A 12,007-nucleotide genomic window follows, 5' to 3' on the forward strand; every position below is an offset into this window, starting at 1 on the left:
AATTCTCCGGCATGAAAGACTCTTATAGCGTGAGAATGGCCTCAGTCTGGGCCTTTTATCAAGTCATAGTGTCTTTGCGGAGCTTGTCCATATCGGCAAGCAGCTCATCGAGCTTATTGAGGACCCGGCCATAAAAGGCATTGAGTTCCATCCGGTAAAGACGATCCCCGAAGTACCACAGCAAGGCGGCCATGAAGAGTATTGGAATCATCAATACGCCGGGAATGCCATTGATTACCCATCCGTTCCCGGGCGCTCCCGCCAGCCATCCATACAGGAAGGGTCCATGTGGAGAAAACCAAATCCCCAGAACCGTTCCAAGAAAGATGGCAGGGTAATAGATCTTGGCCATCCTTGCATTCAAGGCGATCTGCTCATGCATCCACGAGTCGAAGGCTTGGAGATATGCGTAACAACTCTGGCTCTTGTCGACATTTTCTAGCCCATTCAGCACTCGTTTGTTGACTATGTAAACTACCGCCAAGACCGTTGCCATGACAAAAGCCGTCAAGGGAAGCTGCATCAGTAACAGGCCGGCGAACCCGAGAATCCCGCCAATGGCGATCGCCGTCAGGTTGAAATGAAACATTCGCTTGAACTTCTCAACGATGTGTTCCGATTTCCGGGTGTAGAGATCGTTCACTCGCGGGGCAACAAGGGCTTTGCTATCGAGAAAGCCGGTTTTCCAAATGTCTTCAATTGATTTTTCCATCTAACAATTTCCTTAAGCGTAGTTTAATACGTTGAATGCGGACACCGATATTGTTGGCATTTGTACCGGTGATGTCGGCAATCTCCTGATACGATTTTTCTTCCAGATACAACAGGATGACGCCACGATCGATCTCCGAAAGCTGGCGGATGGCCTGATAAAGTTGATTCAGTGCCTCATTGTCGAAAGCCTGACTTTCTTCCACTGCGATCTCGGGCAGGTAATCAGAAGCAAAGTGCTCCTTGGAGCGTTTATGCTTTTTCAACAGGGTCAGACAGACATTGAGCGACAATCGGTAAACCCAGGTCGACCAGGAGGATTCCTTGCGGAAATTGTTCCGGCTCTTCCAGATCTGCAGACAGACTTCCTGGTAATAGTCCTCAAAATCTTCCTGCGTGTTGGTATACGCCCGGCACAACTTGATGATGATGCCCGCATAGGGAAGAATGAATGCCGTATAGAAGTCGCTGCTCAAGGTTCGACAATGGTGAAATTCCGCAGCCCGTGGTGGGCTGTAGGCAGTTCGTGACAGTGTTTACCGTGTACTGGTTACAAGTACACGGTTTTGTTTCCGCGCTTCAATATCCAAATACCGGGCAACAATGGAACCGATTACCAAGCCGATCCCTATTCCCAGGCCGGTAGATGCGTTCCCTAATGGCGCCCCAATAAACACAATTAAATAGGATCCAAGGACCGCCCCAAAGGCGACTCCCATTCCCAGTCCCAGAGTCAGGTAATGATCTTCGGAAACCAGCGAGAGCGCTTTCATTACTTCCTTCTGGAACAGGTTGCTGCGGTTCTTGAGCTCCTTCACGCTCATATTCTCAGCATGATCCAGTCGCAGTCTCTCAAGGAGTTTCTCGACGACCTGGCGCTCCTCGCTGCTCAGTTCCCGCTCCTTCAGGTTGTTCACTGCTCCCAGGAGCTGTTGATAGATCTTTTTGGACTTCTTGTCGCTATGGGACAAAAGGCCCTCAAGGGTCGTGTATGCGTCGTTTATTTTCATAGTGTATGCCTGATTAGTGGCGGAAATCAGGATTTATTACAGGGCGTGGTAACTTTTTTCATGCAGCTTGGTGAATTTTCCTCCTGAAGCCAAAGCGTGATGGAGCACGACCGGGAGCAGGTCGCAAACCGAACGGTCGAGAGGCGAAGCGGATCGATGTCGTCGGTGATGTTTTTAGAATTTGAAAATTTCAAAATCTAGAAGAGGATATGGGAATGAATTTTGAATTACCGGTTGATCCAACAATCATTGAAGCTCTGGAGAAAAATCTGTGGGCTTTGTGGCGGCGCTTTGGTCTGGGGAGCGGCTGCTCCCTGCATGAGGATGAGGGTGCGACCTGGTTCGAAACGCCTATTGGTCATTTGCCCTATAATGGTGTGCTGCGGTTCCGGTCGGACGAGGCCTCGGCGGAAATTGATCAACAGATTGACGCTGTATTCGACCACTTCGGAAGGCGGGATGTGCCGTTCTTCTGGTTGGTCCATCCTACGGCGCTTCCCACTGACCTGGACCGACGGCTTGAGGCCCGCGGGCTGGTGGAAGTGGAGTCATTTCCCGGCATGGTGGTTGCCCTTGACGCTGTTCCACAAGCGGTTGGCGATGCACCCCAAGGCATTGAGATCCGGGAGGTGACCGACCCAAAGGACCGGGACAGCATTCTTGAGCTGATTGCCTGGAGGTGGGATGTTCCGCAAGAGGCGAGGGGCCTCCTTCCCGATGTCAGCAGCGATTTCGATGTCGGGCAACCCGGTTCCAGCATTCGTTGCTGGCTGGCCTGGAAGGACGGTAAACCCGTTTCCAAGGTGGTCCTCAACATCACCGGAGAGGTGTGTGGTATCTATGGAGTTGCTACGCGTCCGGAGGCCCGCGGCCTCGGCCTGGCCCGTGAAATGACCTTGTTGGCCTGCCAGGCGGCCCGTGGGGCAGGTAGCCGCTTGTGCGTCCTGCACTCCACCGAGATGGCTCTCAACCTCTACCGCAAGATCGGGTTCCGGGAACAGAATGCAATCTTCCGGCTCTTCTGCCGCCCGGGATCGCTTCATATGTGAAGGGCCCTCTTTTTGTAGATGGCAAAACAGGCGGGACGCCTGTTGCACGACGTGGACCTTCGAGAATATACTTAGTCCCCACTTTTAGCGGTCTTGATCAAAAAGTGGCACGCGGCAAGGGAGTCGAACCCCTAACCTCCTGATCCGTAGTTTTATAATTTTCGTTTCATACCGATTCATTCGCATTCGCTAAAAATACCATAAAAATATGGACAACAGGTATTTACAAAGCGATTATGTGCTTCAGTGCGAAACGGTATGAAAAAGAAAATCAGTACAAAAACAGTACAGTCGACTGAAAAACCAGTACAAAAACAGTACAATAAAACCGACGCCCGCTATTGGCAGGACCGTATTTTAAAGCGGACCGACCAGGGAGCCTATCAGGTGCGCCTGCAAATGCAGGGAAAGCAAATCTGGTTTAATCTTGGGAGCGGGATTGCCAGTGAAGCAGCTGCCAAGGCCAAGGAAATTTATTTCTATGCAAAGTCGAACGGGGTGGATGCAGCCATTGAGCGGTTCAAGTTTACGGCACCAGAAGGATCGGAAATTCAGACAGTCGGGGAATTCATTCGCGAAACGCTGGAATTGAATCCACGGCACAAGCCCTTGACGCTTCAGCAGTATGTCGGCTGCTTCCGGCAGTTGGCTTTTGAAATCGCCATCCCGAAAAAGGAGCGGACCAAATGGGAGAAAGCAAAATTTGATTACCGGGGAGAGGGAAGGGCTCAATGGCTTAAACTGGTGGACGGCATCCGGCTGGAGGCAATCAACCCTGAATCGGTGCGAAAGTGGAGGGTAGGAAAATCAAACTCCACAGCAGCCAGCCAGATTCGACAGGCTAAGGCCTTCGCTGCAATTGCCAAATCGGATGATGCTTTGGTCAGGAAAGTTGGAAGACTGCCTTTCTCAGACATCAAAACCGCCGCTCCTAGGACGAAACGCCACAGTTCCCTTGTCAGCGCCTCCGGAGAGAAGTTGGCGGTCTCTGCCAAGGCTCAATTGGCCGAAAAGGATTTGGAGGCTTGGAAGGCCTTCCTGCTGGCCTTCTTTGGCGGATTGCGGAAGGAGGAAATCGATTCCCTTCTTTGGGAGCAAATCAACTTGGAAGAGGGAGTTGTCCGAATTCGGGAACACACATGGTTCACGCCTAAAAGTGAGGAAGCGATCAGGGATGTAGATTTGTCGGATTCAGTCAGGAAGGAAATTGCCGCACTTCGGGCTTCTAGCAGGGGAAAGTTTTTTCTCAAAGGAGTGAGAGCGTTGCCGGTTAAGAAACAGTATAAAGGGTATTACCGTGCCAAGCCGACCTGGGCACGCCTGAATGCCTGGCTGAAAAAACAGGGCGTTTCGGTTCAAAAGCCCGTTCATTATCTAAGGAAGGAGTCGGGGTCCTTGATTTCCTCAAACTTTGGGATAGAAGCGGCTCGACGCCATTTAGGCCATGCGGATATCGCGGTTACCAGTGCGCATTATTCCGATAAAAAGAATAAGGTGACTGTGGATATTCCGACGGCTCCTATTTCAGAAGAATTCACGGAGAATACCGTCAGTTCATAAGAAAATAGGGGCTGATTACTTTCAGGATTAACCGGGAATATCGGACCCGTATTTTTTATTGCCGAGATTGGGCTGAATATCCGGGTAATTTTAAAATAGCTACGTAGCCAGTTACACTCCCGATAATGAAATTGGCACCAAAACGCACCATCTGGTGCCAATTGACACCAATCGGCGCGCTTTGACTCCGATCGGCGCGCAATCTTTTGAATATCAATATTTTATGTTGACGGTGACTAAAATGTTATGGCTCGAATATAAGTGTAACACGGCAAATCGTGTCACTTTGATTCACTACAAACATAAGGAAATATGAAAACAAAAGAAGCACTATGGAGCCGGAAAGAGGTCGCCGAGTACGTTCAGCGTTGCCCGCATTGGGTACGTCTTCAGGAGCGTAAAGGCCTCCTTCGCCGGATTGAATTAACCCCCCGGACCATCCGTTATCGCCCGGAAGATGTTCGCAATCTGGTGGAGAATCACCTGATGGGAGGTTTTTAGTATGCCGGACAAAAAAATAGGCCCGTCGTGCGCCAACACGACAGGCCCTGAAATTGACCCCACCACAGAAGTGAAATCACCGGGAACAGATCATGACGGTCATTTGCCGTCAACGATAATTCCTTCACCAGGACCATTCCCGAATCAAAGCTTTCCCCCATCCCTGAGGGGGATCGCTTTGGAATTGGCTGAGGTCTACAGCGTGCCAGTTTGCCTTCCCGCGATGTCAGCCTTGGCCTTTTTGGCTGGGGCCGTAGGGAAAGCGTTTGTGGTCATTGATGCCTACAGGGACAAGCCGACCTTCCTGAACCTCTATACAATCCAAGTCGTCGAGAGAGGACTCGGAAAAGGAAATATTGGAGGTGCATTGAGCAAACCGATTCTCGAACTTGAGAAAGCGTTGCGGGATGGATGGAGCCGAGATTGCTCAAAAGCCAGGGCTGACATTGAACTGCTTCGTGAAAAGTTTAAATCTGCGAAGCATTCCGCCAAGAAGGGCGATCCTGAATCGAGGGATGCTATGATTAGCCATCAATCAGACATCGATGCAGCGGAGGTCTTCCTTTCCGCTGCTCCTGCCATTCTAATTGACGACACTACCAGCGAAGCTCTCGCAGATCGATTGGCAACGAATGGTGAAACGCTGCTGTCCTACTCCTCCGAAGCCGGAAATTTGCTCAAAGTTGCGATGGGCAAATATTCCGACCAGGGAGATTTCGATTTGCTATTGAGTGCCTACTCGGGAGACGGCTACAAATCCGATAGAGTAGGGCGTGGCTCCCGTAGTTTGAGCAATCCCAGATTGTCAGCCCTCTGGATGGTTCAAAGGACTGTCTTGGATTCGCTCCTGAGCGACAAGGACGCTTTTAATCGTGGCCTGACAGCCCGGTTTCTCCTGGTCAATACCGGTGCCCGCCGTACTAAGGACAATGGAGCAGAAATGGTTTTTGCCAAAGGAGAGCTCTGGGACTCAATCCTTGCTCCATTTCTGAAATTGAGAAGGCAAGGGCCCTCCGAAGTCGAGCCTATCCCGGTCAGATGTTCCGGGGAGGCCAAGGAGGTCTTCAGGCAGTTTCACAACGAGTCAGTTGATATCGAAGAAACCTTGCCCGAGGAATTGCAGGGCGAATGCTCCCGCTGGCGTGAAAATGCCATCAAGGTCGCGGGATTGTTTCAGTTGGTCAGCGATAAGGATCGCATGATAGACGAGAGGACAGCTGAGGCCGCGTGTGCGGTCGTTCGATGGTGCGGGAGGGGTTATCTTCGCCTTTTGCAAGGAAAACGCCTTGAGGTCTTGCAGGCTGAGGCCGACAAGCTAGTTGATATTTGCAGGGAGCATGGAGGGGAAGTCTCTGTGGGGGAATTGCAGTCTCGACATGGACTCCGGAACGGTAGGCTGAAGGAAGTTCTTTCACTTGTCCGGACCTTTCCAAACTTGCTCAGCTTCGAGACCAGGCTGACTTCCACGAAGCCTCGGCAGGTCCTAGTAGCCCAGTAAGTTCTTCTGAAATCAAAAAAACTGGAATAACTGTAATTACTGTTCACCGACTCCATTTCTGTTCTGCGATTTTAATTCTTTCCGCGGATGGTATCGAGTTCAGTAATTACAGTATTCCCAGTTTTTAAGTTCCCACTGATTTTGATCATCTGGACCGGAAGAGTTTGATTTCCGGTGAATTCTTTGAGTTGCCCACTGAAATTATAAGAGTCATTCATTTAGGCAAAATTCGAGTGCATACGCGGCTGCGAGTGCGGAGAGCTGGCGGGAGAGGAATGGTACGACTCTTTATGAATTATTATAACTATTTATGGTTTCGGCTATTTGTGGGTGGTAGTGGTTGATGGTGCGACTTATTCTTTCAGCGCATGCTTGGAAATCGTGTGATCTTTCTTCTATGGATATTTCCATGGCTATTCTTTCCGCAATATCATCTTCAAGACTGTGGCCAGTTATCCTCAATAACCGTTCCATGACAAACCAGCGGTTATGGCTACTACCTAGTGCCGCTAATGCCAGGACTGCATAAGATTTTGTATCAAGTTCGCCTAGATCAAAAATCTTCACTAGTTTCATGGCTAGAACGTCGCAGTATGCAAATATGAACGTTCCGTGAGCCCAATTGCAAATGCACTCAGCGAGTGCCGAAAAAATCTCGTCGCTTATGTTTTTAGCTGATTCCAAAGCGTCTTCGTCGATCTCCTTTAGAAAAGGATTCTCCGAATTGAGATCAAAATCTTTATTTATAAAGTATACAAAATCATCTATGCTTTCCTGATTCCAACTGGCTTCCTCCTTCAACCTGCGTAACCACTCATCTGCATTGGCGGTGAGATTTGTGGTAACTCCAGTCTTCGAAAGTAGCGTGAGTAGATTGTTTCGTAGGTTCGTAATAGAATTGAACCTTTTAGAAGGTTCTACTTCAGTGCATTTTCTAATTATCCTTCCGACAGGGCCAATAGCGTCGTACTGCTGAAAAGGTATTCGGCTTCCCGATCCGAAAATGTCATGGAGAATACAACCAAAGGCGTAAATATCTGCCTCTGGCCCAACCTTCTTGAAAGCAATTGCTTGCTCGGGAGCGCAGTAGTTTTGGCTACCCCAGTTAGAATCATATGATGTGAGTTTCGTGGTTTCTCCTTTAGGCGGTAGAACCAAGCCAAAATCTGAGAGTTTCCATCTGCCATCGTGGAACAAGACGTTGCCAGGCTTTAGATCGCGGTGAACATAGCTTCTTTCGTGCATATACTCCAGTGCGTTTAGAATATCTGCAAGAGCTTCGACTGGAATCGTAGAATTGTTTTTGGACTCAGATATTTCGTCTATTAGAGTCTTCGACGCTAATGGCATTGCATACCAAGGTGGGTCTATTTTAAGATCATGTTCGATTATCGGAATGAATAGTTCGCGTGGCATTTGGGATTGGGTCCTGACCTCGCGAACGAATCGTTTAGTAAGTTTAATCTTCTCGGCAAGGGTCGCTATCGTAAAATTAGGAGAGAACTCTTTCAGCGCAACGATTTCGCCATTTGCGTTTGTCGCTTCATATACTGCACCGAAGCCGCCTTGATGTATTTTTCGATTCTTTTTCATGACATAGACCGCGGGCGCGGCGTTAGCCGTTACCTGTCGCGCCTTGTTCAACTAGCTGAATCTCATCGGAGGTCAGCCCGTATAATTCGTATACCAAGCGGTCAATCTGCCGGTCGGTTCCGGTGATCTGCGTTTCAATTTGCTTGAGCGTGTTCGGGTTACTCTCTCCGGTCCTCTGTTCGTGTAGCGCAAGCATCCGCTCGACCAGTGACACCATCTTGTCGTGCCTCGCCACGTCGTCGGGATTGTCGAAATCGATCGGGCGAATCGGAAATTTTTCCAAATATTGTCCAAAGAACCGAAGGTACGTTTCATTCCCGCCTTCAAGCCCTGCGCATAACTCCTTAAAAATGGTATATCCTAGCTTTGAATTTAAGATCCCAAGCAAGAATTTATCTGCTTTAGCAATAAAGTAAGCTGTGTTGGCAGTGTAGTAACCATCTTCATCAAGCATGAATCGCGGAGAAACTGCCATGTCTGGGAAGATAATTTTTGGTTGTTCTAGTAGATTCGAATATTTGAGCTGTGGTTGTTGAAGCTCATACCAAGCCTGCTTAGTAGCTCTAGATTCCAATTTATCTTTAAAGGGTTTTAAGTATTCCAGCAAGTTAGATAAATTCGAAGTATCAATTCCATGATGCATATAGAGGAGAAATGTTTCTTTTGGGTTCAATTCATAACGACGAATTTCTCGACCATTAACAAATGGCTTTATTACCTCGGCACATTTGCCGTTCTCCGAAATCAGTTTTTCACGCACCTCGGATGAAATCAAAAATGCTTGGTTGCAACCAGATTTTATACCCATTCCTACAAGGCCTTTTGCATACTCGCCAAGACTAGGAAGCAAGTTGCTTACCCTATCCATAAGGGCAGAAATGCGAGGATTAGATAAAGTCCAAGGCTGGGAACCCAAGTGATCGATATTTAACTGGATTTTGTTGTCAGATGCCCATGCGCAATAATCGATTGATCCTGAATTTATTAAGTTAAAAGTCTCAGTATCTGGAACCGGCACGTAATCAAAATTATTTAAATCATCTTTTGAACTTATATAGGATACAGTCCGAACGGTTGCTCCTTTGAATACTTTTTTCCCTGCAAAATCAGCTATGATCGAAGGCTTGAAATTCCCAAGTAGAAAGCGGCGTAGTGGAGTTCCGTAAGCAGCCCGAAGAAATTTATTGGAAACTATAAATCCAAAACGCCCACTCGGACTTAGTAGGTTATGCCCCTTCTCCATGAAATACGCGTATAAATCGGAGCGTTCATCGTGACATTTGTAACGCGAGCGAAGATAAATTTTAACCTCTTTAAACAGTTCCATCCGCACATACGGCGGATTACCGATCACGCAGTCGAAGCCGCCCTGGTTGAAAACTACCGGGAAAGCACTTTCCCAGTCGAAGACGTTTATGCGGTATTTAGCCTCATCCTCGAGAAGCTGCAATTGTTCGTCCTCGTAGAAGTCGGGACCAATGAGAGAGTTGCCGCACTGAATGTTGTCCCCGAGGTCGGGAAGGATGCGCTGGCGCTCGCTGATGAAGTCGCGCTGGAGCTGCTGCTGAGTCTCGCCTTCGAGGACTTTGAGGAGGAGGGAGAGCTTGGTCACCTCGACGGCCTGGCTGTCGATATCGACTCCGTAGATATTATTGAGGAGGATGCGCTTTCGCTCGGGAGTGGTTAGCTTCCAGCCACCGCCATTTGCCTGGTAGATATTGGGGTTTTTACCGGCACTGTGACGCTTGATCTTGCCCTCGTCCTCCTCGCCGGTTTCCGGGTCCAGCGTGTATTGGTCACGGTGCCAGTCTAACAGGTATTGGTAAGCCACGATGAGGAAGGAGCCGGAACCGCAAGCCGGATCGCAGACTTTGAGCTTGGCAGCCTGGGAAACCGGGATGGGCCTTTTGTTGTTCGGTTCGTCGCCATTGAGGAGGCAGCCGAGGGTGTTGGCCACAATGTAGTCAACGATATACGTGGGGGTATAGTAAACGCCGCCCGCTTTGCGCACTTCTGGCTTTTCCTCGATCTTGGCCTGGTGACTGCCGGTCAGGCGGATCGTCTTGCCAAGGAACTGCTCGTAAACCTGGCCGAGAATGTCGGCCGGGAGCACGGAAAACTCGTAAGGCGAGTCCGGATAGTAGAGGTGCTTGATAATGTCCTTAAGCACTTTGTCGTCGAGGGCGAGACCGGGGGTTAGACGGTCAGGGGCGTCGTTGCGATTTTTCTCCTCACTGAAGTGAAAGAGGCCGGAGTTGTAGCGTTCGTCGGCACGCCGGAAAAGTTCGTTGAGGCGTGGCCAAGCGTTTTTGCCATTTTGAAGGATGTTGAGCCGCCCGTAATCTTCGGTGCCGCGGTCCTCGCAGATGCGGAGGAAGATTATCCGGTCAATCGTCTTCTGCACGGCATAGTTGAGGTCGCGCACGGAAAGGTTTGGATTTCGAAGGGCAAAGTTACGCGCCAGAACATCCCGCCAGCGCTCAATCTCTTCGAGAAAGGCATCATCCACTTCGGCAGTGCCGCGCTTTTTCTTTGAGGTGTCGGCGTACTTGTCAAAGGAGCCCTTGAGCACAGCCTCGCGGGAGAAAATGGCGGCGATCTCGTCCCACTTCTCGATATAGTCCTCGTAGGTGCAGAAGAAAGTGCGCGCCTTGGCCGGACCGTCTTTCGGATATGGGCGGATACGTGTATCGTAAACCGCTAGTTCCTCGAAGTCGGAAAGCACCGAAAGCGGGAGCTTGGCGCTCCAGGCGTAGCGGCGGAGCTGGTAGGCGGGCTTGTCGTCGGATTTGATGGAAACGGAGGGCTTTTTGGCTTCGAGGAAAAACTTGCGGGTGCCGCCGATCCGAAAGCAATAGTCAGGCGCTTTGGTGTAGCCGCCTACTTTGATCGCGTCTTCGTGGATAACATCCTTGTAGGCATCGGCATAGCCCTGTTCGTTGTCGATATCCCAACCAAGAGCTTTCCAGAAAGGATCAAGGTATTCACGCCGCAATTCCGTCTCATTGTAGCCGGATGACTTGTAGTGCTCAATATGGGTTGAGAAATTCTCGACCAGTTTATGAATCGCTTCGGGGGGTGGCATTGGTTTATCAGGATATTTTTGGATATTCTTTGATCGAGCGTTATAACTGATCCGAGGATTTACGCTTTTGCATCCAGCGACTTCCTAGGCCAGATTTTTCGTGATGAGTTTCATATTGTCGACAAGCCTATGTCGTTCTAAAAACCTTTTGAATTCAGTAGAAATTGCGAAGTCAGAGTAATCCTCTTTCACCAACTTTAAAATCTTCTTACTGTCTGTCCTCTGAAATTCATGCCCAAAGTCGTTTAGAAAACTGATGATGATAAGGTGGAGTGCCCAGAGCATGTTCATACTCTTGTTATTGGATTCGTTCCTTGTTTGACTCAAGAACTGAAAAACCTTCGCAACAGGTTTAATGTCATTTTTTATCTTTTCTTCAAATTTATGAAAGGCGACTACATCAGAGTCGCTATGGATGAAATCCGAAAACCTTGAAAGGTCGTCGATATAAAAATGGTTAGTGGTGTCAGTGCTCACATATCCAAGCGACTGAATCAGCAGTCTATCGCAAAGGCAAAATTTGATCGCTTTAACATATTTCAGATAAAGCAAGTCCTCTTCGGTTGAAAGGGTTGCATCATACCCACCAACTGACTTTTCAGCTTTGAGAATCCAATATATCAAGCTGATCCACTTATAGGCGAAACTCCTGATGTAATGATGCGGTGGCTTATTCCATTCCTCAGGAGTACGATAAAGCCAGTCTTCGTTCCTATGAGAAAGGAGGTTCCATAACCTGTAGTTCAGATTCTCGGTAGCTTGGAGCAGTGGCGTTTTGGATTTTGATATTTCCTCTTTAATGCTCTTCTGTTGCTCAAAAGTATATTCGAGCCTCAATTTCTGTTTAATGGAATGTCGGTCGTAGAATAATTTCCATACCCAGGTTAGGAAAAGAACAATAATTGTGGTGCACCCACTTATTAATACACTTTGTAGTCTCGGGTCGAATTTCAGAAAAGCCTCAAGCATAGAGTATTATTTTTGCAGATGGATCAGGATG

The 12,007-nt window shown here is 48.8% G+C and carries 10 protein-coding genes; 4 read left to right on the forward strand and 6 right to left on the reverse strand.

Translation table 11 applies throughout. From position 1 onward, the window contains the following. Positions 1-58 precede the first annotated feature (58 nt). Genes G0Q06_RS04230 through G0Q06_RS04240 form a run of 3 tightly spaced genes read right to left on the reverse strand, consistent with a single transcriptional unit; the run spans position 59 to position 1,721 of the window. Positions 59-712: a hypothetical protein gene (locus tag G0Q06_RS04230; protein ID WP_163962775.1), complete on the reverse strand. Its 654-nt coding sequence runs from the start codon at positions 710-712 to the stop codon at positions 59-61. Then, positions 696-1,187 (reverse strand): RNA polymerase sigma factor, encoded by a 492-nt coding sequence (locus tag G0Q06_RS04235; RefSeq protein WP_163962777.1) that lies wholly within the window; start codon positions 1,185-1,187, stop codon positions 696-698. Before G0Q06_RS04235 ends, G0Q06_RS04230 begins: the two co-directional genes overlap by 17 nt. Before the next feature lie 60 nt (positions 1,188-1,247). Further along, a complete protein-coding gene (locus tag G0Q06_RS04240) occupies positions 1,248-1,721 on the reverse strand; it encodes a hypothetical protein (protein WP_163962779.1) in 474 nt (157 codons plus the stop codon). Between the two features lie 215 nt (positions 1,722-1,936). Here G0Q06_RS04240 and G0Q06_RS04245 point away from each other — a divergent pair, with 215 nt between their 5' ends. From G0Q06_RS04245 to G0Q06_RS04260, 4 genes are all read left to right on the forward strand, one after another. Then, a complete protein-coding gene (locus G0Q06_RS04245) occupies positions 1,937-2,770 on the forward strand; it encodes a GNAT family N-acetyltransferase (RefSeq protein WP_163962780.1) in 834 nt (277 codons plus the stop codon). Between the two features lie 258 nt (positions 2,771-3,028). After that, positions 3,029-4,330, forward strand: coding sequence for a site-specific integrase (locus G0Q06_RS04250; protein ID WP_163962782.1), 1,302 nt, complete (start codon positions 3,029-3,031; stop codon positions 4,328-4,330). 312 nt (positions 4,331-4,642) lie between these two features. Continuing rightward, a complete protein-coding gene (locus G0Q06_RS04255; protein ID WP_163962784.1) occupies positions 4,643-4,831 on the forward strand; it encodes a hypothetical protein in 189 nt (62 codons plus the stop codon). 1 nt (position 4,832) lies between these two features. Then, positions 4,833-6,329, forward strand: coding sequence for a DUF3987 domain-containing protein (locus G0Q06_RS04260; protein WP_163962786.1), 1,497 nt, complete (start codon positions 4,833-4,835; stop codon positions 6,327-6,329). Positions 6,330-6,617: 288 nt separating this feature from the next. On the opposite strand, the gene G0Q06_RS04265 is transcribed toward G0Q06_RS04260, so the two are convergent. From G0Q06_RS04265 to G0Q06_RS04275, 3 genes are all read right to left on the reverse strand, one after another. Further along, positions 6,618-7,922, reverse strand: coding sequence for a serine/threonine-protein kinase (locus G0Q06_RS04265; protein WP_163962788.1), 1,305 nt, complete (start codon positions 7,920-7,922; stop codon positions 6,618-6,620). A gap of 22 nt (positions 7,923-7,944) precedes the next feature. Further along, a complete protein-coding gene (locus G0Q06_RS04270; protein ID WP_163962790.1) occupies positions 7,945-11,007 on the reverse strand; it encodes an Eco57I restriction-modification methylase domain-containing protein in 3,063 nt (1,020 codons plus the stop codon). A gap of 84 nt (positions 11,008-11,091) precedes the next feature. Next, positions 11,092-11,844, reverse strand: a complete 753-nt coding sequence (locus G0Q06_RS04275) for a hypothetical protein (RefSeq protein ID WP_238710256.1) — start codon at positions 11,842-11,844, stop codon at positions 11,092-11,094. Positions 11,845-12,007 lie beyond the last annotated feature (163 nt).

The organism is Oceanipulchritudo coccoides, from assembly GCF_010500615.1.
Classification (GTDB): domain Bacteria; phylum Verrucomicrobiota; class Verrucomicrobiia; order Opitutales; family Oceanipulchritudinaceae; genus Oceanipulchritudo; species Oceanipulchritudo coccoides.